The organism is Paenibacillus sp. J31R122, from assembly GCF_056269185.1.
On sequence record NZ_JBWDNM010000005.1, the window covers coordinates 26,259 to 48,775 of the forward strand.

Annotated in this window: 21 protein-coding genes and 1 tRNA gene; 10 read left to right on the top strand and 12 right to left on the bottom strand. The window is 44.8% G+C overall.

Annotated elements, in window-relative coordinates; translation table 11 throughout:
- Position 1: 1 nt before the first annotated feature.
- The 3 genes from AC0YN7_RS09835 to AC0YN7_RS09845 form a co-directional block, all read right to left on the bottom strand.
- The gene (locus AC0YN7_RS09835; protein WP_475809809.1) at positions 2 to 841 is read right to left on the bottom strand and encodes a sugar phosphate isomerase/epimerase family protein; all 840 of its coding nucleotides are present in this window, start codon (positions 839 to 841) and stop codon (positions 2 to 4) included.
- An 8-nt stretch (positions 842 to 849) separates the two neighbouring features.
- A complete protein-coding gene (locus AC0YN7_RS09840) occupies positions 850 to 1,818 on the bottom strand; it encodes a Gfo/Idh/MocA family protein (RefSeq protein ID WP_475809810.1) in 969 nt (322 codons plus the stop codon).
- Between the two features lie 141 nt (positions 1,819 to 1,959).
- Positions 1,960 to 2,745, bottom strand: coding sequence for a helix-turn-helix domain-containing protein (locus AC0YN7_RS09845; protein ID WP_475809811.1), 786 nt, complete (start codon positions 2,743 to 2,745; stop codon positions 1,960 to 1,962).
- Between the two features lie 258 nt (positions 2,746 to 3,003).
- Here AC0YN7_RS09845 and AC0YN7_RS09850 point away from each other — a divergent pair.
- From AC0YN7_RS09850 to AC0YN7_RS09870, 5 genes are all read left to right on the top strand, one after another.
- Positions 3,004 to 3,094 (top strand) — tRNA-Ser (locus tag AC0YN7_RS09850).
- Between the two features lie 114 nt (positions 3,095 to 3,208).
- On the top strand, positions 3,209 to 3,598 hold the full coding sequence (locus AC0YN7_RS09855; RefSeq protein WP_475809812.1) for a hypothetical protein: 390 nt from the start codon (positions 3,209 to 3,211) through the stop codon (positions 3,596 to 3,598).
- Between the two features lie 98 nt (positions 3,599 to 3,696).
- On the top strand, positions 3,697 to 4,038 hold the full coding sequence (locus AC0YN7_RS09860) for a tyrosine-type recombinase/integrase (RefSeq protein WP_475809813.1): 342 nt from the start codon (positions 3,697 to 3,699) through the stop codon (positions 4,036 to 4,038).
- 303 nt (positions 4,039 to 4,341) lie between these two features.
- Positions 4,342 to 4,908 (top strand): sigma-70 family RNA polymerase sigma factor, encoded by a 567-nt coding sequence (locus AC0YN7_RS09865; RefSeq protein ID WP_475809814.1) that lies wholly within the window; start codon positions 4,342 to 4,344, stop codon positions 4,906 to 4,908.
- A complete protein-coding gene (locus tag AC0YN7_RS09870) occupies positions 4,905 to 6,008 on the top strand; it encodes a DUF4179 domain-containing protein (protein ID WP_475809815.1) in 1,104 nt (367 codons plus the stop codon). Before AC0YN7_RS09865 ends, AC0YN7_RS09870 begins: the two co-directional genes overlap by 4 nt.
- 717 nt (positions 6,009 to 6,725) lie before the next feature.
- Here the strand turns inward: AC0YN7_RS09870 and AC0YN7_RS09875 are convergent.
- The 9 genes from AC0YN7_RS09875 to AC0YN7_RS09915 form a co-directional block, all read right to left on the bottom strand.
- Positions 6,726 to 8,204, bottom strand: a complete 1,479-nt coding sequence (locus AC0YN7_RS09875) for a leucyl aminopeptidase family protein (RefSeq protein ID WP_475809816.1) — start codon at positions 8,202 to 8,204, stop codon at positions 6,726 to 6,728.
- Positions 8,201 to 9,682, bottom strand: coding sequence for a dipeptidase PepV (gene pepV / locus AC0YN7_RS09880; protein WP_475809817.1), 1,482 nt, complete (start codon positions 9,680 to 9,682; stop codon positions 8,201 to 8,203). The genes AC0YN7_RS09875 and pepV overlap by 4 nt, the downstream gene beginning before the upstream one ends.
- A 5-nt stretch (positions 9,683 to 9,687) precedes the next feature.
- Entirely contained in the window at positions 9,688 to 10,737 is a 1,050-nt protein-coding gene (locus AC0YN7_RS09885; protein WP_475809818.1) for an asparaginase, read from the bottom strand.
- Complete coding sequence (locus tag AC0YN7_RS09890; RefSeq protein WP_475809819.1) at positions 10,737 to 12,014, bottom strand: alpha-L-fucosidase; 1,278 nt, start codon at positions 12,012 to 12,014, stop codon at positions 10,737 to 10,739. Before AC0YN7_RS09890 ends, AC0YN7_RS09885 begins: the two co-directional genes overlap by 1 nt.
- 144 nt (positions 12,015 to 12,158) lie before the next feature.
- Complete coding sequence (locus AC0YN7_RS09895) at positions 12,159 to 13,832, bottom strand: ABC transporter substrate-binding protein (protein WP_475809820.1); 1,674 nt, start codon at positions 13,830 to 13,832, stop codon at positions 12,159 to 12,161.
- Between the two features lie 37 nt (positions 13,833 to 13,869).
- Positions 13,870 to 14,766: a carbohydrate ABC transporter permease gene (locus AC0YN7_RS09900; protein WP_475809821.1), complete on the bottom strand. Its 897-nt coding sequence runs from the start codon at positions 14,764 to 14,766 to the stop codon at positions 13,870 to 13,872.
- Between the two features lie 14 nt (positions 14,767 to 14,780).
- A complete protein-coding gene (locus AC0YN7_RS09905) occupies positions 14,781 to 15,653 on the bottom strand; it encodes an ABC transporter permease (protein ID WP_475809822.1) in 873 nt (290 codons plus the stop codon).
- A gap of 203 nt (positions 15,654 to 15,856) precedes the next feature.
- Positions 15,857 to 18,133, bottom strand: a complete 2,277-nt coding sequence (locus tag AC0YN7_RS09910) for an AraC family transcriptional regulator (RefSeq protein ID WP_475809823.1) — start codon at positions 18,131 to 18,133, stop codon at positions 15,857 to 15,859.
- Positions 18,134 to 18,523: 390 nt separating this feature from the next.
- Positions 18,524 to 18,706 (bottom strand): YjzC family protein, encoded by a 183-nt coding sequence (locus tag AC0YN7_RS09915; protein ID WP_475809824.1) that lies wholly within the window; start codon positions 18,704 to 18,706, stop codon positions 18,524 to 18,526.
- Between the two features lie 221 nt (positions 18,707 to 18,927).
- Here AC0YN7_RS09915 and rpsF point away from each other — a divergent pair, with 221 nt between their 5' ends.
- The 5 genes from rpsF (at position 18,928) to AC0YN7_RS09940 (ending at position 22,455) form a co-directional block, all read left to right on the top strand.
- Positions 18,928 to 19,212 (top strand): 30S ribosomal protein S6, encoded by a 285-nt coding sequence (gene rpsF, locus AC0YN7_RS09920; RefSeq protein WP_475809825.1) that lies wholly within the window; start codon positions 18,928 to 18,930, stop codon positions 19,210 to 19,212.
- Between the two features lie 35 nt (positions 19,213 to 19,247).
- Positions 19,248 to 19,781 (top strand): single-stranded DNA-binding protein, encoded by a 534-nt coding sequence (gene ssb, locus AC0YN7_RS09925; RefSeq protein WP_475809826.1) that lies wholly within the window; start codon positions 19,248 to 19,250, stop codon positions 19,779 to 19,781.
- A gap of 117 nt (positions 19,782 to 19,898) precedes the next feature.
- A complete protein-coding gene (gene rpsR, locus AC0YN7_RS09930) occupies positions 19,899 to 20,186 on the top strand; it encodes a 30S ribosomal protein S18 (RefSeq protein WP_475809827.1) in 288 nt (95 codons plus the stop codon).
- Between the two features lie 84 nt (positions 20,187 to 20,270).
- Positions 20,271 to 21,401: an AI-2E family transporter gene (locus AC0YN7_RS09935; RefSeq protein WP_475809828.1), complete on the top strand. Its 1,131-nt coding sequence runs from the start codon at positions 20,271 to 20,273 to the stop codon at positions 21,399 to 21,401.
- Between the two features lie 115 nt (positions 21,402 to 21,516).
- Positions 21,517 to 22,455 (top strand): cation diffusion facilitator family transporter, encoded by a 939-nt coding sequence (locus AC0YN7_RS09940; protein WP_475809829.1) that lies wholly within the window; start codon positions 21,517 to 21,519, stop codon positions 22,453 to 22,455.
- Positions 22,456 to 22,517 lie beyond the last annotated feature (62 nt).

The following is a 22,517-nucleotide window of genomic DNA, read 5'->3' on the forward strand; positions in this document are numbered from 1 at the left end:
ACTATTTCGCTTCGCCACCGAAGATGATATCGAGATGACGAGAAGTGTCATAGACCAACTGTAGGGGATTGGCTGCGTATATGCCAAGCTCTGCCGTCACAGTATCCGTATACTTAATGTCCTGGAGTGCTTCTCGGACTGATTTCCAATTCACGTTGCCAGCAAGAAGGGAAACAAAGCCGTTACCATTTCCAACGCCAGTTAGAAAATCTTTAACATGAATTTTGAATATACGGGGTCCGAGTATACGAATCCATTGCTCAGGATATCCATACAGCAAAATATTACCTACATCAAAGTAAACGCCGACGTATGGGGAGTTAATATCATCCACATATCGTGCCATTTCCAGCGGTGAAAGCAGAAATTTGTTCCACACATTCTCGACCCCAATTCGAGTTTTGCGTTTCTCTGCTTCTATAGATAGAGTCTGCAATTCATGAAAGCTGCGTTCGTAGCATTGATCATATGGAGTATCGGGGTTTACGGACCCTGGGACGACTAATACCGTATCCATCCCGAGAAGCTCAGCAAGCTCCAACTGTTTCGTAACAATTCGACGACCGCGCTCGCGTACCGAAGCATCGGGGGAAGAGAGAGGGGACTGCCACAACAGTCCCGTTGACAGACTGCGCAGTTGAAGACCATATTGACGAGCAAGATTACCGATTTTCTCGGCCTCTGCCGCAGTAGTATCTAGTGTAAGGCCGATACCACCTGGTTCATAGAGATTAAGTTCTACTGCGCCATATCCCGCGTCACTACTTATGGCTAAAACCTGTTCGATAGGCGTGTCATCTTTAAAGCACCATTGATTGATAGACTTGATCAATGCACTCACTCCTTTCGCTATGTGAAAGTAATTGGCTTTCCGCTTGCAGCAGAATCGTTGGCGGCCAAGCACACGGCCAATGTATCTGCGGCCTCGGTGAAGTCGGCTAACACTAAGCTAGGTTGATTGGTTCTAATAGCATCTATGAATGCTTTGTCTTGCTCATAATAGAAGTCAACTTCCGACACTTCGGTAATATTTTGAGTGTCATCGATGATTCGCAGCGTCATACCATCGATAGAGAGGAAGAAGTCATGCCCGTAGAACTCAACACCGCTGCGACCGCCATAATTTGCTAAGCAGCTGCTTGTAATATTGCCAATCGCTCCTGAGTTCAGAACAAATGATACTGTACCAACGTCATACGTGGTTGCTTCAGGGTCGATATTTTGAATATAACGTTGTTCATGGATGGCTTGGATTTGCTTGAAGTTTCCAGCTAAATAACGAATCAAATCCAACTGATGCGTGGATTGTTCAACCAATTGACCGCCCGATTGCTCCTGCATTCTCCACCAGCGTACACCCGGCATGCCGCCAAGACGATATGAAAGAACGAGGTCGATTTGTTTATTAGACAGGTAATCTTTTGCTTTGGCGACGATATCCTGATAACGGAGACAATACCCAGAAGAATGAATAATGCCTGATTCGCGAATAAGCTTCTCTTTATTGCGAACCTCGTCCATATGTAAACCGACAGGCTTTTCAGATAGCAAATGGATGCCTCTGCGCGCCGCAGCCTCCTCAATCCCGTCCCGAGCGAAAGGAGGGGTGCAAATGAACAAGGCATCGATTTCACCTGAGTCCATTAATTGATCGCTGCTTTCGTAGGACGTAGCGCCATAGGTTGCTGCAACCTCTTGAGATCTGGTTTGATTAATATCATATACGGCGGTAATTTGAGCATGCTCGATCTTTTTCAGCGTATTAATGTGATGTTCAGCCATGCCGCCAACACCGATAAATCCGACTCTTACTGTCATAATCGAATTCCCTCCCGAATCTATTTCACTACGAGCTGCTAACTTTTGATCTACAGACACAGAATAATCGATTCAGGTAGGTATGTATTTATCAAAATCGATAAACAATTTACGTAAATCGCCATCACAACCATTAGGCCATCAGCCAAGCTGCTGATTCTTGCGCCATTCTGTAGGAGAGACGCCTTCTGCCTGCTTGAACCATTGGGAAAAAGAATGAAGCCGAGAAAATCCGATTTGATGAGCGATTTCCATTATTTCTTTATCGGAAGTGCTCAAGAGCCATTTGGCTTCTGTCATCCGGCACTGCTGATGATATTTCTTAGGGCTCATATGATAAACCTGTTCGAACAGTCGTCGAAACCCAGCTTCGGAAAAACCAGCAAGCGCGGCCATCCCAGAAATTTGCACACCCTGCTGTAAATTTTCACGAATGTAATCCGCGGCTTTAGTGATAGTAAGCGCCTGTTGATTTTTTTGCGAATGCTCAAGAAGAAATAGGACTAACACTTCGGTCCAAGCGATATAGTTTCTTGTTTGTTCTTTTAATTGGGAAGATTTAATACGAAGCCACTCACGCAACAAACGTTCAAATCGATCCTTATCTAGACGTGATAAAGCAAAGACAGTAGGCTTACCATCGTTTATCTGCATGTTTAACAAATCATTGATTACGGGAGGTATTCCTTCTAAATGAATAACTCCATAACGGTTTTTACCGCGGCCTTCAAAGAAATGGGGAATATGAGGGGGAATAAGTACAACATGGCCAGACTCCAAAAATTGTTTTCCCTCACAACATTCGAAGACTCCACGGCCTTCCAATAGAATGCTGATCTCAAAGGTAGAGTGGTGGTGTAATCCAGGATCCTGCCAATCACCGTCCCTTGTACCAATAAAGCTTCGACTTTGGAATTCAGTGTACATATGGTAATCCTCCGTATAGAAGAAGTATTCTATTTTCTTGAAAACTATTATTAGAAGCACTATATCCAATATAAACAAAATGTTGATGGATGTGTAAAAAATCATATAAAAAATGAAGAGCAAATCAGATAAATCGGCGGCAAATTGTGTATATGAGGAGGATGTCATTAGTTAGGTCGGGAAGGAACAAATTAAAGCTGAGCTCTTGCATCCGCACAACTGCTGTGATACAATAATTTTTGTGTCACGTTTACATGCGGAGAGGTACCCAAGAGGCCCAAGGGGGCTGACTCGAAATCAGCTAGGCGGGTCAAACCGTGCGTGGGTTCGAATCCCACCTTCTCCGCCATAAGATTTCTCTTGCTACATAAGTTAATTACTTAGAATGAACATGAAGTACCTAGATGATTTCAAATACCCTAGCTAATTCAAACCTCCTACAAATTGTGGGAGGTTTTTTGTTGTGGAGAATGGTTTGATAAAGGATAAACGTAGAGGACGAAAGCAAGTAGTTAAGCGAAAAGAAGTAAAAGAAGCTGGATTGCCTTCGTTTACTTTTGGCGAAGCAGTGCAGTATGTTATTATCTTGAAACGTGCAAAGAATTTGAAAGAACGTACCGTGAAAGATTATTTAGTTAACATACAGTATTATATTGAGTGGACTATAGAGAGATATGGGCAAATATCTGTTAGAAAGATTACCTCGTCTTTATTACGTGAATACGTGCTTTGGTGTTTTAACGAAAAGGATTACTACGGGGGTCATCCTTTTAAGCAAGACTATGGGGCAGGACGTAAGGGGTTATCAGCATCGTCAATAAACGTAAGGATTGGAATACCAATGCAATTCTGATGACGTTGCTTATGACTGGTATCAGGGTGTCTGAATTAGTGGCTTTAGACCGCTCAGACGTTGATGTAAGCGACCGAAAAGGATCATAGGTAGTTAGGTTGGGCAAGGGGAACAAGGAGCGTATACTTCCACTCAACGTGGAAGCAAGAAGGGCAATTGAAAAGTATCTTGAAGAACGAACAGATAGCCACCCAGTCTTATTTATAAGTAACAGAGAAGAGAGTATTAGCATAAGAAGCGTTCAGCATCTAATGGAGAAGAATGGACACAACGCCCATAAGACACGCCACAGTTTCATTACTGGTCTTGTACGTGCAGGAGAAGACATTAGCGTGATACAGAGTCTTAGTGGTTATTCAAGTGCGGATATGATTTTAAAGTATAGTATGCCATCTGATGAAGACAGGCAGAAAGCAGTAGATAATATATTCAAAGATTAGCCACCAGATTAGGTGGCTTTTTGTTGTTCTTGGAGCGGGTAGGGGGATAGTTAAAATCCATATCATGATTGTGATTTACGAAAACACCCATACATCCAGCCAGCGACCCATGCGTGAAACTTAGCGATACGATGATAGTAGTTCCAATTCATGGACCACATATGGGTTCTGGCTCACTATTAAGGTGAAGAAAGAATTATGCAGGCGATAAATAATGATAAAGTAGAAGGATAAGTGAGAGAAAATGTTTTTCAATACGTTATATAAAGTGTGAATGATTTTACAAAAAAAGGAGGGTCATACATGAGAACTAATGATAATAATTTTATACATCGATTGAAGCGACAAAAAGAAGATGCATTAGATTTTATAGTTGATAGATATTTGCCATTAATAAAAGGAGTAACTTATAAAGTTCTCTCCCCTCTTGAGGATGGTGGATTAATAGATGAATGTATTAACGATATATTACTTTCAATATGGAACAATTCGAAGAAATTCCATGGAGACTCGACTGACTTCAAAAAATGGATTTGTGCTATTGCTAAGTATAAATCTATCGATTACTACAGAAAGAGTGGTAAGAAAGTAGAATTTGCCACAGAAGTTATGGATTTAAATCATGAAAAATCGGCAGAAGATGAACTAATAATTATGGAAGATAAAAAGGAACTCATCAAGTTAATCAATCTATTAGAACCTGTGGATCGAGATATTTTTATGATGAAGTTCTTTCTCGGTCTTAAAACGGAGGTTATATCTGCAAAACTCGGTTTGACCAATGCTTCGGTAGATAATCGAATTTATAGGGGCAAAAAGAAGCTTTATAACAAAGCTATGAATTGTAATACGGGAGGTCATGCATTATGAAGGATATTTATGAGTTATTAAACGATATGGATATAGCTGATAATGAATTTGAAGAAATAGAAGTCAATGAATTGGAGAAGGCAAAAGTAAAAAGAACATTAAAAGAATCAATTAATCCCAAGAAAAAAATCTGGAAAAAGAGTGTTGTCGCAGCCGTCATTATAGTCGGTCTATCGGTTACAATGTTTGGAGTAAAGTTCCCTGCTTATGCTAACAGCACTCCTTTGATCGTAGATATTTTTAGATTGTTGGAAATAGGAAGAACAGGGCTTTATGATGCGTATAAGAATTATTCCACTTTGATAAACACGACAGAAGTAAGTAATGGCATTAAAATCACGATAAATGATGCGATTTATGACGGAGAAACAGTAACAATAGCATACTCTTTAGAAAGCAATCAGGATTTAGGTGATGCCCCTTATCTATTTGGTTTATTAGATATTAAAGGATCAGATGGTAGTGCAGGTAGTAATCAAATTTCAAAAGTTGATGAAAATCATTATGTGGGCTTAAAGATTTCTACTGGCTTTAATAGTAAGGAAAAAGACACAGTAAATCTAAAATGGAATCTGGAAAGTATAACTAATCAGGACAGCAAAGAAAAAATAACAGGAAATTGGAATTTTGCTCTTGCGTTAAAGGCAACTGAAAGCAATACACAATTGGTTAACCTTAGTGCAGAGCATGATGGAGTAATCATGAATTTAGAAAAAATTTCTTTCACACCAATGTCTTTTATCGTTTATTACAATCAAGTGGTTCCTGAGAAGGTAAGAAAAAAATGGGATATGGTAGATATTGATTTAGAAATTAAAGATGACTTAGGACATAGTTACTCAGGTAAAGGGAATGGAGGATCAGGTGATAGAGAAGGATATAACATGAATTGGAGTAAAACTTTCGAAAAGGTAGACCAGAATGCAACGAAGCTTATTATAACGCCTCGTCTGAACTTATATATATACACTTCTGAGAATCATGGTTCAGTAGAAATGACGAGAGATGGAGATGAAAAAGAAAGTTCCATATCCGAAAGAGACGGAACTGGTAATGAGGAAATCGTACTTGAAGACATTATTATTGAATTAAAGAAATAACGTAAAAACAGAAAGGATTGTAATAGTCATCCGACCACTATAAAAAATATGTGCTGGGAGCTGACTCGAAATCAGCTAGGCGGGTCAAACCGTGCGTGGGTTCGAATCCCACCTTCTCCGCCATAAACAAACTCCTTATTTCATAAGGGTTTGGGACAAGCTATTATAATAAATCGTTGTAGGTACATACCTAGATGATTGCTGATACCTAACTAATCAACCTTCTACATGAAACCATGTGGGAGGTTTTTTGTTATGGACAAAGGGAAAATGGAAAGGCGAGCAGGTAAAAAGTAAATAACAACTCGTACAATGACAAAGGAAGCGCTAAAATAGACCTTATCATTGAATGAAGCAAAAATAGCGAGTTATAAATGAAAAAAAGCTAATAATTTAAAGCAACGGAAGATTGACGATTATGTAATTAACTATAAATCTGGTCAAAAGGTTTCATAAAAAATAACCCTTCATCAATTGTATGATATCCTAAGGTTCCAATACCCAAAAGGAGATCATACCTTTAATGAAAGGGCTACACTAGAAGTTGCAGTTCATTATATAACGATTATCTATATATCCGTCCTCGCGTATGGTGGAACCGAAATGAACTTCAGGTACGCCGTTCTCTCGGAGGAGATCGGCCAATGTGTCCGAGGACAGCCCATGACCGGTGAAAATTCGCAAATGCGTCAACGGCGGCCTCGATCAGGACCTACGTTAGGCGTCAGCAGCTTCAAGCTTGTTTGCTTGTAATACATAATCGGAGAGCAAGCGCGCGCCGAATCCCGTCGCGCCTACCACTTCATATCCTCGGTCGGCTGGGGATTGAACGGTGTTCGCCATATCGATATGGCACCAGCGGATACCGCTTCCGACAAACCTTCGAAGGAATAATGCAGCAGCGCTCGCTCCTCCATAGGGGCTTGAGCTAATATTGTTTAAATCCGCGTAAGTACTCGAAAGCAGTTCCTCATCATCGTCGACAAGCGGCATGGGCCATACCCGTTCACCGTTGTATTCGCCAAGATCGCGCAATTTCTCGGAGCTGCTTCGATCGCCCCACACGCCGGCTACCCTAAGCCCGAGCGCATGACCGACGCTGCCTGTTAACGTTGCGATATCAATAATTTCTGTCGCACCTAATCGTTCTGCGTGCAGCAGGGCATCCGCTAGAATCAGCCTTCCTTCCGCATCGGTGTTACCGACTTGCACGGTCATGCCGTTCGGATAACGAATGATGGAGGAGGGAAGCAGCGCCCCTGACCCAGGAACGTTATCTGCGATGGCAATGATAGCCACGACATTAGCGGGAGCTTCACTGCGAATCAAGAAATCCATCGCTCCGATAATAGCACAAGCTCCGCCCATATCGAAGCGGGCTTCGCTTAAATCCCGCCCGGTCTTGACATTCATTCCGCCCATATCGAACGTCATGCCCTTGCCTGCCAATGCGAGCAATGGCTGTGACGGATCCGAAACATATTTAATTTCAATTAGGGCGGGCTTTTGTCGGCTTCCCTGGCTAACAGCCAATAGACCGTTCATGTCGTACTGTTCTAATTCATCGCCTTGATAAATTGTCAGATCGACATTACGATCGGAGAATAGATGCCGGGTTTGTTCGACAAGGTACTCTGGAGTCATGATGTTCGCAGGCTCGTTGCACAAGTCTCTGGCAAGCATCGTGCTCTCTGCGCGGAGGCGTGAATTTGCGATGACCTCCGTTAGCTTACTATCGCTGCTATTGTTCCCTAAAATGAGAAGGAGTTGTTCGACGGTTTTTTTCTGCGGATGCTGCTTGTATTTATCGAAAGCGTAACCGCCCAGAAGCCACCCCTCCACCCAAGCTTTTACGATCTCTTCTAAAGTTAGGCGATCAGTGGCCAGAACCAAATTTACGGCTGCGAAGCGGAAGTCTTCCCGCCCGATAGCGCGGGCAGCGTTACCTGCGGCGCGCCGAATTCGCTCTGCATCTAGACGGTCCGGGGCTCCAAGTCCGACTAGCGCGGAAGAGTGGCTGCCTCGAGGTCCGTATAGCATTGTCACTTTTCCCGCGGAAGCCATAGAGGGCTTTAGATCGAATTCGAGCTCCGGAAGCAGTCTGTCGTCCTCTTCAAAGGTGAGGTAGATAACCACATCTGCTGCGATGTGGTTATCGATTTTTTTCATCCAAGTAATATCCATAGGAAGTGTCATCTCTCTTTCCCCGGAGGGTAATCCAGGTTTGCTAGCTCATAGATCGCCCTAGCATATAGAACGGTAGCTTTCATTAAGCTATCGATAGCAATCGATTCGTCCAACTGATGGGCGGTGTCCGGCTCTCCGGGGAACAACGGTCCAAACGCGACGCAGCCTTTAAGTTTACTTGCATAAGTGCCGCCGCCAGTTGATCGGAGAGAGGCTTCCAGACCGGTTTCTTCTTCGTATATATTTTGCAGCGCGACAATCATAGGATGATCCGCAGGCACCTCATGCGGAGGTTTGATAGTCGGAGGGGTTAGCACGAATCCATAATCCGCAATCCGTGATTCGATCGTCGCGACGATGGATTCTCCAACTCCGCATGCAGGGAAGCGGATGTTCAGATGGAAGAACGCGTCACGGGAAAGATGGTCGAAACGCAGCAATCCGATATTGACGGTTAAGGGACCGGTCACCTCGTCACGACAAGCAATCCCAAGCGCTTCGCCATACGTGTCTCCCGCGAGCAACTCGACCGCGCCATGTATAAAGCGCTGACCCTCGCCATGGAATGGATGATAATACAAAAATTCCAACAGGCGAAACCCCGCGTTATTGCCAGATTCGGGTACCGCTCCGTGGGCGGATTGACCTCTCATCCGCAGAATTACACTCTCGCTTGAGGGAAGCGAGCTAGATGTGGCATCTCCGGATAATCCCTTGCTCTGGCAGTATTCCCTGAAATCCTGCATCAGCTTTTCGAGCCAAACCTTAGCTCCATATATAACTGCTTCTGCGGAATCCGGTACCATATTGGCAGCCATTCCCGAGATAAATGAACGAAGCTGAAACTCGCCAGTGCAAAATTCATCAGGTTGAAAATCCGACAATCGCAACGTCATTCGAGAGTTGACCTGTCCTTTCTCCGCGTGCACGATCGGAAAGTCCGCATCTGGAGTGAAACCCGCTACTGGCGGAAGCTCGTGCCGATTGTAGGCTTCCATACAGTTCATTCCGGTTTCTTCGTCCGTTCCGACAATTAAGCGAACCCGGTGGCGAAGCGGTAATCCGAGCTCCTTCACGATGAGCAGCCCATACAACGCCGCTATTGTCGGACCTTTGTCGTCGATAGCACCGCGAGCGTAAAGCCTTCCGTCGCGTATCGTCGGCTGGAAGGGAGGGGTAGTCCATTCCCCGGTTGCGGGTACGACATCCACGTGTGACAGAACTGCGATGTAATCGTCTCCAGAGATGCCATTGCCCTCAAGTTCGGCATATCCGACAATTCCATCAATGGTGGACGTACGAAGTCCTTCCCGTTCCGCCAGTTCCAGAACATATGATAGCGCTTGCGTTGATGCAAGCCCTTGAGGCATTCCGGGCGCTGCCGTATCTGGGTCTTTAACGCTAGGTATAGCAAGAAGCGACGACAAGTCGCGCAGTAGCGCTTCTTGCCGACGCTGAGCTTCGTTGCTCCAGTCGATATTCCTCATCGTATTTACTCCTGACGCAGCTTAAATACGCTGCGATTCTCACCGATGACCAATCCGTTATCATTCAGAATTTCAGGGGATCCAATCCGATACATACGGGCGATCGTCTCCTTATTGCTATAGCCAATCTGCTCGAGGATGGATGCAACAGCGATTGCCCATTCATCCTCGGAGCCGTCGGTAACCTTCAAGGCAAATGCAAGACGCTCCTTCTTGAGCGCGAAGCAGTAAATCCCTTTCGCTCCGCCCTTGGCGACGATATTGTCATCCATAAGCAGGTTCGGACAGATGAGATAATCCGCTGAAATCATCAGAGGATGAGTATTCATTAGAGACGTAACCTTAACGACGGCCTGGCGCAAATGCTCATCGCTAATCAGATCGGGACAAGCCAGCTTCAGGAACGATGTCGCCATGTTTTTTAGAGGCATCCCGAATACTGGAAAACCGCAACCATCGGTTCCTATGCGGATGTTCTCAACCGGACATTCGGACAGCTCCGCCGCAATTCGTAGAATATGCTTCTGAGCAGGATGATCTGCCGCATAATAATTATCAAGAGAGAAGCCCATCCCGATTGAATAGGCAAGAACGCCCAAATGCTTGCCCGAGCAGTTGTGGTAGATTTTCCGCTGTGGCTTATGATCCGCAACGAGGGCGTCTCTTGCAGCCGCATCCAAAGGATAGGTAGGCTTACAGACGAGTGTTTGTTCGTTTAGCTCCAGTTTGCGAAGCATGCCCTCCAGTGCGTCTACGTGATAAGGGAGCGCACGATGCGAAGCCATCATGATCGCCTTCTCCACTTCGGTGAAACCGAACTTATCGTCGAAGTTTTCCAAGAAGAACGGAATCGCCTGAATCGGTTTCGCTGCCGAACGCATGAATGTCACCCATTCGGGATTGCCCGCGCGGTAAGCGATTTGACCCGTGTCGTTGACGCCGCAGACATGTCCGTAATGGACATTTTCCAATTGACCCCCCCGATATTCAAGAACGAGAGGCTCTGCGCCTCCTGTTAGTTCGTCTAGCTTCCCCTGAATCGCTGAATCCTCCATTAATTGATCAACTCCAATTCAATAACCGTATTTCGCTCGTCCGGAAGCATAGCGCCTTTCAAGTTAATGAACGCGCCGCTATCGATGTCTGAGTATTGCTCTGCCATCCAAGGCAGCTCTACTTTAAGCTCCGAGCCATCCCGAAGTAGACGTGCTTTCTTAATTTTACCTTTTAAACCTGCAAAATAAATAGGTCCAATTCCACGATCGAACACGTGCGCATATAACTTGTTGCCATTCTGCGTATAACGGCCCCACTCCGGCTTCGCCAGCTCGGAAGCGCCACAGCCGTAGATGCTATCACCGTTCAACCGAAGCCATTCGCCTACCTCTTCTAAGACGTCGAGCGAGTCGCGTGTCATTTCGCCCTTGGCATCCGGACCGACGTTAAGCAGCAGGTTTCCGTTCTTGCTCACGCATTCGACCAGCGTGCGAATGACTTGTTTCGGGGATTTATAGGCATTATCTCCAGAATGGTAGCCCCAGTTGTCATTCAAGGTGATACAAGCTTCCCATGGAATAGAAGCTCCGTTCACGTCGACAATTCCGCCTGGAGGAATGATCTGCTCTGGCGAATAGAAGTCGCCTGCATATTCATCCGGCTCAGCCGCACGGATATCTCCACCCAGACGGTTGTCAATGATAATATCAGGTTGGATAGAACGGATCATGCGAATCAGTTCGGTTGCTTTCCATTTCTCCCCGGTCATGTTGTCGTAGGAAAAGTCAAACCACATAATGTCGATTTTGCCGTAGTTCGTCAGCAGCTCTTTGACTTGGCCGTGCATATAATCGAGGTAACGATCGAAATCAATCGGCTTATCTTTAATCGCTTCGTTGTCCCGGTCCGGATGAATCCGGTCGCCGTAGCCCGGATAATCGGGGTGGTACCAGTCGATGATGGAATAATAGAGGCCGACGGAAATTCCTTCTTCGCGGAAGGCATCGACGTATTCACGAATGAGATCACGTCCAGCAGGTGTATTCGTTGCCTTGTATTCCGTTAGCTTGCTATCGAACAAGCAGAAACCATCATGATGCTTTGTCGTAAGGACGGCATACTTCTGACCAGCCGCCTTAGCCGCACGCGCCCAAGCACGAGGGTCATACCTAGATGCGTCAAATTCTTCGAAATAAGTTTGATATTGTTCAATGCTCATCTTCTCGTTGCCTCGCAGCCATTCCCCTCGGGCTGGAATCGAATATAATCCCCAGTGAATGAACATGCCATATCGATTTTGCAGAAATAATCGGGTTCTCTCTTCGCGTGTACTCATATATAATTGCCTCCTATGTGTTATGTGCTTGGTGATCAGTGAACCGCTCTACGCACGGCTACAGGAGCCAGGGTGTACAGGCGGGTTTATTGAGGAAGGACCCGTCCATAGGACGGATCCTCTACGAGCTAGTCTTATATCTTATTATTTGGTTTGTGCATCGTAAGCTTCTTGGTACACTTCAATTAATCGCTTCAGGTTCATGTTTTCAAGCGTCTTTAAATACGTATCCCATTCCTTGTCGATATCTGCGTCGCCGATAACGAAGCGAGCTAGCATCTCGTCTACGTAATCATTGACGGTTTTCGAAAGATCAGCTACTTCCGTCGCTTGTTCGTTCGTCATGAACAATGGAGGGACGGTTAAGAGGTCAGTTGCTTTGTATGGCTCGTAGTTGTTTTTCGTTTCGTTGTATAGGATTACTTCCAGATCATCTTCGCCTTTGCTGACCGCGCTTAGGCGGAAATCGTTGGAACGAAGGGATGGGCCTGTTTGCGCCCAGTTAACGTTCTGTACTTCTCCGTAGGATTTCAGCTCAGACCATTTCGCTGCTTGGCCGTTAATGCCGATTTCTCCTTCAGTTGCCTCGCGCCATTCTTCGCCTGGACGGCCGTAGTTGCTGCGAAGCGTGTGCTCGTATTCGTACAATCCATCCACCCAACGAAGCGCGAGTTCAGGATTTTTCGCTTTATTTGTGATGAGGAACGAGCCGGTCGTCATACTGGTTGCGTCATTTGGAGCGTATTGCTTACCGGAAGGACCTTTCAATGCGGGAACTGTCGAGTACTCGTTCCAACGTCCGCTCTCTCCGAGCAATTGGGTGAATACCCCTTGGTGTCCGCCGGTGGAAGCTCCAAGAATAATGGTATCTGGATTTTCGCCCATTTGGATAAGTTGGTTATCATCTTGCGTGAAAGATTCAGGTGAGATCAGACCTTCAGAGTACAATTTGTTCATGTACTTTAGGCCTTCTTTCCATTCCGGATTCGTGAAGGAAACGTCAAGCTTTCCGTCTTGGACGTATAAGCGTTTGGTCGTACCGTACATTGGATTATAGACGAAAGAATTCATGAGAAATGAGTCGATGGACGATCTCCAAGACTTGGGAGATATGGACAATGGAATTTCGTCCGCTTTCTTGTTGCCGTTAGGGTCTTGCGTCTTAAAGGCCTTTAGCACGTTGTATAGTTCCTCGGTCGTCGTTGGCATTTTCAAGTTCAACTTCTCGAGCCAAGGCTCGTAAATCCACATTTTCTGACTCATCGTGCAATGGTAGCATTCGTTGATTTCCGGGAGGGAGTAGATGTTGCCGCCCGGTGCCGTAATCGCCGTTTTGATCTCTGGACGATCGGCGAACAGCTTCTTCGTTTGCGTGCCCTGTTTCTCGATCAGATCATTCAGGGGCAGGAATACGCCTTGGGAGCCGTAGATCATTTCTTGGGCAGGGGACACGTTCATTCCAAAAATCACATCTGGATAATCTTCGCTGGCAAGTACTAGGTTGAGCTTCTCTTGCATGCTTTGCTCGGGAACGACTTCCCATTCGATATGGACGTTTGTTTTTTCTTCATACCATTTGGTGAATTCGTTAGTCGAGAAATCCTCGACGAGCGTGTTACCGCGAACCATGACTTTAAGTGTAACTTTCTCTTTTGTAATAGGATAAGTACCTGGCTCGGTAAGTACGTCTGCGCCTGCGCTGCTTGCCGGAGCGTCACTGGAAGACGGCTTGTTGCCGTTGTTCGAGCTGGAACAAGCGGATAGTACCGCAGAAAGCATGAGTATAGTCGCGATGAGGACAAACAATGATTTTTTCATATAGACCCTCCAATAATGATTGCTAAGTGAAAGAATATTAACCTTTAATCGATCCAATCATGACGCCTTTAACGAAAAATTTCTGAACGAACGGATAAATTAACAGCAAAGGTACGGATGAAACGACGATGAGGGAGTATTTCAACAACTCGCGAAGCCCCTGACGGGCAGCGGCTGACTTTAGATCACCCAGCATATCGATTCTCACTTCGTTCTGAACAAGAATATCCCTAAGGATGAGCTGCATTGGATAGAGCTGCGGGTCTTTCAGATAAATCATAGCGTTAAAATACTGGTTCCAATGTCCGACGGCATAGAAGAGCGCGATAACAGCGATGATCGGTCCCGATAAAGGGATGACGATCTTCAGCAGAAAGCGGAAATCGTTACAGCCGTCAAGCTGAGAAGCTTCTAACAACTCACTCGGAATCGTAATTTGGAAGTAGGTTCTCATAATAATGACATTCCACACGGAAAGCGCGGTTGGGATCAGCATCGCCCAGACAGTGTCGATCATATGCAAGTCCTTCACGACGAAGTAAGTCGGAATAAGTCCCCCGCTGAACATCATGGTGAAGACAAAGAGCAGCATGAAGAAATTCCGTCCTCGGAAATCTCTTCGGGATGTAGGGTAAGCGGCTAAAACCGTCATAATGACATTGATGAAGGTTCCCGCTGCAGTATAGAAGACAGTATTCTGAAAACCAGTAACAATGTTTTTATTTTTGAATACGGCTTTGTAACCATCAAGGGATGGCTCTACCGGCCATAGCCACACCTTGCCAGAAAGCACAGCATGGCTGGAACTGAAGGAAGCGCTAACAACAAAGATGAGCGGGTACAGTACTAAAATGAGTACGGTCGAAAGAACTACATAATTGACGATCGTAAACACGCGGTCACTGCCCGACTCCCGAATAATGGACCGTTTCATAGTTTTTTTTCCTCCTACCATAGGCTCTCCTGCCCGACCTTCTTAGCGGTTTGATTCACGATGATGAGCAGAATAAATCCGATGGCGGCTTTGAAAAGACCGATTGCAGTCGCGTACGAGAAATTTAGCGCCTGGGAAACCAAACCAACCTTATAGACATAAGTGTCGATGACTTCGGATGTCCGCAGGTTAAGCGGATTCTGCATAAGCAGGATTTTCTCGAATCCAGTCTCCATGATTTGACCGGTATTCAGGATCAAGAGGATCACTGCGATCGGCATAATCCCAGGAATATCGATATGGCGCATACGCTGAATTTTATTCGCGCCGTCTATGACCGCTGCTTCATGCAGGGAAGGATCTATACCTGCGAGCGCTGCCAAATAGATAATGCATGCAAAGCCGACATTCTGCCATACATGGGACCATACGTAAATCGATTGAAACATTGAAGCCTCACCCATGAAATTAATGGGGTCGACACCGAACCATCCTAATATGGCTGCGACTATGCCAGTCCGAGGGTCAAGGAACTGGAACAGCAGTCCGACTACGACGACCAATGAGATGAAATATGGCGCGTAGGTAACCATCTGCACTGTCTTCTTGAATCGCTCATTCTTGACGTAATTCAACCCTAGCGCTAGCAGGATTGGAAAAGGAAAGCTGGCAATCAATGTGTAGAAGCTGATGGATAAAGTGTTTTTAAGCAATCGCCAGAACTCATAAGAGTTGAAGAAACGCTCGAAGTGCGCGAGCCCTACCCAAGGGCTTCCGAATATTCCTTTTGTAACATTGAATTGCTTGAACGCGATAATACTTCCGAACATCGGTACATACTTGAATAGGATGATGTATAGAAGCGGTAGCGCGAACAGCGCATACAACTGCCATCCTTTCCTTACATCGATTAAAGCTTTCAGTTAGTATCACCCCTCAGATGCTGATCTAGTGTTTCCGGCCGGTGATTCGAAGTATAGGAGATGTAAACGATTTCGTAAATCAGTCAGATTCTTGCGTTATGCTTTTTTTTAGAAACGTTCTGAAAGCGCTATTATTCCGTATTCAGGCACTATTCAATTGTTTAGAATCATTTGTTAGAGCTCTTGCGAAACTCAGTAGCACTAAGGCCATTTACCCTTTTGAAGGCGCGGCTAAACGAGTTTAGTGAATAATAGCCCACCCACGCAGATATCTCATTAACTGGCATTTCACTCTCGGCGAGCATCCTTTTCGCATGAGTCATACGGACAGTTTCTAGATAATCAGAGAAATTAACTCCAGTCTGTTCTTTGAAAAAATAGGAAATATAAGCCTCTGAGCTGTTAAAGCGATCGGCAAGCGTCGTTAGGCTCAGTTCTGTATGCATGTAATTGTCTTCGAGATGCCGGATTAAATCGTTTTTCAATTGATTATTATGGCTTTTCTTGCGATCGTTCTGTTTACTGCACAATTGAAGGAAAGCGGTCGAGAGCTGCTCGAAAGCCAACTTAGGCGAACGCCCAGACTCGGAAGCAAGTAAAGCTGTATGGACTTCCTCGCTTTGGCGATCGGAGTCCGCGCCAGCCTGCTCGCAGCACTTCAGAAGAGTGCCTGTCATTTCGTTCACGAGAATTTTGCCGACGGCGATAGGGAGATTTCGTTGATCAAGATTGTTCTCCCTCAACTGCTGAAGTAAGGCTTCCGTTTCCGGTAAATTACCGGATTTAACTAAATTAATAAGCCGAAGCTCGATGTCGGGCGGATAATAATAGACGGGAAGTGCGGAGCTCTCGTCGTCATGGCAAATAATCGGACGGTCCTCACACCAGCTTTCCCGCTGCAGCAGCAAGCGAGCTTCCTCGTAGGAACGGCTAATTTCCGTCATTTCGCCATAACAACCGCCTACGGGCATATAAGTTTGGACGTTCAGCGAGTTAGTCAACCGATCGTGAATCTCCTTAAGCATAAGGCGGATCTCCTCCAGGAAGACAGAGGTCGATTCAGAATCGCTGTTGATGAGCAGCCCAATTTGGTTTTCACCGAGATCATGGGTTGTAATCGTTCTATCGTAGGCCTTCTTAATGACGTCACGAATGGCGATTTTGCGAAATTCTAACTCGGTTAACATGGCTTCATTGTACGTGCCGTCATAACCGACGATAACTAAAATCCCAACTGCGAAGTATTCTCCTTCCCAGGTTTGGCGGGAATGCTCCATCGCGACCGCGATATCTTTATTAGAGAGATAGTGACCGCGGAGAAGTCGATCATAAAATCCGCTCTGGATAAGAGGAACCTGCTGCTCCATTTTCTCCGCTAGAAAGTCGTTGTTATGAACAAGATGTGTCACAGAAGAACGCACTTGATCCCAGGCATTCAAGCCCGGACGCTGAGACGGAAGAACTCGAAGAATCATCCATAGCGGGCGGCTGTTGCGATAGGAGAAGAGAAGTGCCGCCAATATTCCTATGATCAAGCTAAGTACAATAATAGACAGGATAAGCTTTTTGAAATATTGGACTTTCTCCAGCACGTAAGCTTCCGGCTGCGCGGACAAGTAGGTCCAGCCGTTATAGTCGGAAGTTGTTTTCGTCACCAGCATACGATGTCCGTCGATAGAAAGTGGTGTAAATCCGTCTTTCAGATTCGCAGCCCAATCGATATCGGTTTGAGTGCCAGTATGGCTGATGATTTCCCCTTTGCCGTCCGTGATAAATGCGAAGCCTCCGTTACTTGAATCTTGTTTGCGCAGCAGGCTTTGAATTTGAGTATTGTCGATGAGAATAAGTACGATTCCCGAGCGGTCCTGCGTACCGAAAGTCCGTAAATAGGACACGACGGATTGGTGCTTCCCTTTGTAGATTGCGGATTGTCCAGGAATAAAGGTTTTAGCGTTTGCCCGATTCGTCAGTTGGGATAGCCATTCCTCGTAGGATTGGCCATTATAATGAAACTCTAAATCGTAAAATTGCCTTAGAGAATGGGAAGTGCGCGGAGATACGATCACTTCACTTTGTGGATAGATAACGTAATAGTCCAATATGAAATGGTTGAAGAGGGAATAATCAAAGAGGTCCTTCTTCAATTCTATGATACGAATAGGGTTAGTCCCATAGAAAGGCTTATTTACATACTGAAATGACAGCACTTTCGTGCTGCTCCCAACTTGTTCGGCTATAGTCTCAAGCTCCTCGAAGCGACGGTCCATAATTTCCTTCGTCTGAGCCATGATGGCAAAAGCGGTTTCCTTTGAATGGTTTTCGACCAATGAGGATGTTTTATCGTAAGCGTACAAGCCTACGGCTAAAAATCCTACCAGCAATATCGCGTAAGGAATGAAAAAATGAATCCAAACCTTAACACTTCCACGTCTTTCTTTGATCATGAGTACCTCTCCCTGGCGTCTTAGTTACTATATGTTTTATTTGATATCGCTTTCAATGATGATAACAAATATCGGCTGGTTTAGGTAGGCTAACAAAAAGAAGAGAGCTCGCGAGAGCTCTCTTCATGACGGTGTTTGATGGTTGAGTCGATCTATTCACAATGCAAGATGATTGCTCGAATGCAGGTGTGTCTCAGACAGAAGTCCTTGATATACCACTATTATTCGAAGTAAACTAAATCCTCTTTAGGCTACGATAGTTAGACCGCCAGAAGGCGGTATTGATCGTTTACGCTGGCCAAATGGTTCAACGGAACCACACCTCTCTTCACACCGTCAATCATTAGAATGGCTTTGGAGCATTATAAATATTCAAGTTTCATTGCATTTTTAATGACCCATTCGCTTCCATTTTCGTTCATGGTTTGTTGTATCCGGGAAACGTTCACCTCTTTTTAATTGAACCTTCTTTGGGTTTGAAATACCCATGTGAAAGGAGTTAACGCCGTCTTCAATATAAGTGCCATCATTTGGAGCTTTGTCACCAGGCGAGAAGATCGTTCCTTCACCCATTCCGTTCACCTCCCGTGTATTTATAAAAAGGACAGAGTGCTGTAATGTCCTTGCCTTCAGTATTTGCATTTAAGTGAAAAGCATAGCTAGAAGATTACGGTTATATGAGGGCTTTACTTGTAATGGGCTGGTTAATTTGATATAGTATTCAAGTATGCGAGCAAAAAGCTCGCTCCTTGCTCCATTTATGGGGCCGTTAGTCCAAGGGGAGGTGAAACAATATGCGCAAATATGAAGTGATGTACATTATTCGTCCAGACGTTGAGCAAGAAGCTCTTCAAGCTATCGTTGACAAATTCCATGGCATCATCTCCAATGGCGGAGAGGTCACTAAGCAAGACGTGAGCGGAAAACGTCGTCTTGCGTATGAGATCAATAAGCTACGTGATGGTTACTTTGTACTGGTACATTTCAACGCAACTACTGAAGTTGTGAATGAACTTGACCGCATCATGAAGATTACGGATGAAGTTATCCGTTCATTGATCGTCAGAGACGTCGCTTAATCCTGCTGGATTGTTCGATTGGGAGGTCAGAAACGATGTTGAATCGTGTTATACTAATTGGCAGATTGACGAGAGACCCAGAGCTTCGCTATACGCCTGCAGGCGTTGCGGTTACTCAGTTCACGATTGCAGTAGATCGCTCGTATTCGAGTGGTCAAGGCGAGCGTGAAGCGGATTTTATTCCGATCGTAACTTGGCGGCAGCTGGCTGAAACTTGCGCTAACTATTTACGCAAAGGCCGCTTAACAGCGGTTGAAGGACGCATTCAAGTGCGGAACTATGAGAATAACGAAGGCAAGCGCGTCTATGTGACGGAAGTTATTGCTGATAACGTACGATTCTTAGAGTCCAATCGTGAAGGTGGAGCGCGTGAAGAAGGCGGAGGCAACAGCGGTGGTGCTGGCAGTTCCGGTGGTAGTACAAGCGGCGGCGGCGGATCCTACGGAGGCAATGCTTCCCAAGGTGGCGGTAACCGATCATCTGGTAATAACTCACGTAACGACAGCCGTGATCCATTTCAGGATGACGGACGCCCGATTGATATATCAGAAGATGATTTGCCATTTTGAGACTCTAGCATATGCTGCATAAGCATTGCGTTGTCTCAGGAATCAGCTGCATAACCTTCTACTTATGTACGAGCGTTATGTAACTGTGTTATTTTCAACGATAAGGAGGATACTAACATGGCTTTTAAACCACAAAGAGATGCCGGTCAAGATGAGCGTCCAGAACGCAAATTCGGCGGACGCAAAGGCGGCCGTAACAAACGTCGTAAAGTTTGTTTCTTCACTGTAAATAAAATCACGAAAATTGATTATAAAGATACAGATTTGCTGAAAAAGTTTATCAGCGAGCGCGGCAAAATCTTGCCACGTCGTGTAACGGGTACAAGTGCGAAATACCAACGCTTGCTTACAGTTGCAATTAAACGTTCACGTCAAATCGCATTGCTTCCTTACACTACAGAGTAGTATTACTCTGCCCTGAAAACCCGTTGAGGTCATACTCAACGGGTTTTCTTTATACAAACATATGCAGAAGCAGGAGAGTTGCGGATGGAACAATTGAAGACGAGCTCAGGGGGATTTAAAAAGTTTGTTTTAAACAATAAGTTTGTTATATTTCTGCTTGTATTGCTCCTTATTGGGCTGAACATTTTTGTGTTTAACAAAATATCGTTTATTTTCACACCGCTGACTGTATTACTTAAAACGGTTTTGTTGCCTATCATACTCGCTGGTGTCGCTTATTATTTACTTAATCCGGTAGTCGATCTACTGGAAAGTAGAAAAGTAAAACGTATCTATGGGATATTGCTGCTGTACATTATCATTGCAACGTTAATAACAATCTTATTAATTGTTGTAATTCCGCTTATCTCAGATCAGATTACTGGTTTGGTCAATAGCCTCCCTCAGTATATAGAGAAGCTGGATGACGAATTTGATATATTTATGGGAAGTGCCTTATCGGGCCAATTGCAGGAATGGTTTAATGTGAACGCAACAAATGTAACCAGTCAGCTGACAGAGAAAATGACTTCGATCGTAAATGGTACAGTATCGAGCATCGGCTCATTTGTAGGCGCATTGACTGAAGTATTGCTAGCGATCGTAACGCTCCCGTTTATATTGTTCTATTTATTAAAGGATGGCAAGCGTCTCCCTGGCCATATCGTCAGCTTCCTTCCGGATAAAATGAGATCGCCAACCCTTCATGTAATGGGCGAAATGAACAGCCAAATAAGCAGCTATATACGCGGGCAGATTATCGTGAGCTTTTGTATAGGCGGCTTGCTCTACATTGGTTATCTTATAATTGGGCTGGAGTATTCGCTTGTGCTCGCATTAATTGCTGCATGTACCGCGATTATCCCTTATCTAGGCCCGGCAATTGCGATCACTCCCGCATTAATTGTAGCGCTTGTTACATCACCGGTTATGCTATTAAAAATGATAGTGATCTGGACAATCGTACAGTTAATTGAAGGAAAATTCATATCGCCGCAGATCATGGGTAAGAGCTTGCAAATTCATCCCATTACGATTATTTTCGTTATTTTGACGGCAGGTAATTTATTTGGATTTGTCGGTATTATACTAGCGGTTCCAGGATATGCGGTTCTGAAGGTTTTTGTAACTCATGTATTTGAGTGGTTTAAGCTGCGCACAAAGCTTTACTCCTGACAATGATTATTACTTATATTATCCATAAAACGTTCATTTGCACGATTGACCCCGTCGGCATATAATGAGCGTATCCGTTAGATTAGAATAATTATAAATAAGGGGGTCGATAGATATGGATAAGTCTGATTTTCACCATCTTGATCACGTCAAGGAACAGCAAAAGTCGAGAAAAACATTGTGGATCACATTAGGTCTGACCTTGTTTTTTACTTTTGTTGAGTTAATTGGAGGGGTATTATCCCATTCTCTCGCCCTATTATCGGATTCTGCGCATATGGTATCCGATGTATTCGCATTAGGTCTTAGTATGCTTGCCATCTACATGGCGACTCGAAGGCCGAATCAAAGATTCACCTTCGGGTTTCTTCGTTTTGAGATCATTGCATCCTTTCTAAACGGTCTGGCTCTAATCGTCATCGCGATTTGGATTGTAGTCGAAGGCATTGGAAGATTAATTCATCCTGAGGATGTCAATCTGAAGCTGATGCTCATCATCGCTTCAATTGGACTACTAGTTAATGCAATATTAACCTTTGTTCTCAGCAGAAGCATGAAAGAGGAAAACAACTTAAATGTGAAGAGTGCGCTATGGCATTTTATCGGTGATTTGCTTAGCTCGGTAGGTGTCATTGTGTCAGCCGTACTTATCTACTATACTGGCTGGACGATCTTCGACCCGCTGATCAGCATGGTTATAGGGGCAATTATATGTACAGGCGGCGCAAAAATAATACGTGAAGCGTATTTGATTCTCATGGAGTCTGTTCCAGAACGTTTCGACCTGGAGAATATACGCAGCGATATTGCTTCCGTAGAAGGTGTTGAGGATGTCCACGAAATGCATTTGTGGGCAGTGACAACCGAGCATTACTCGCTCACGGCTCATGTATTTGTTCGAGGTGATGTTCAGCCTTATTGTGTCACTTTGGCGATGAGTGAGCTGCTGAAAAGAAAATACGGCATTCACCACTCTACGATTCAAGTTGAGAATGCCGCATTGCATGATCACGGTGAATATGGTCGCAAGTTTCAGTTAAGCCGAGAGAGATAAATACGTGTTGCATATAGGATAAAAAAAGACAGCAGCCTGCTGTCTTTTTTTATTATTTGGAT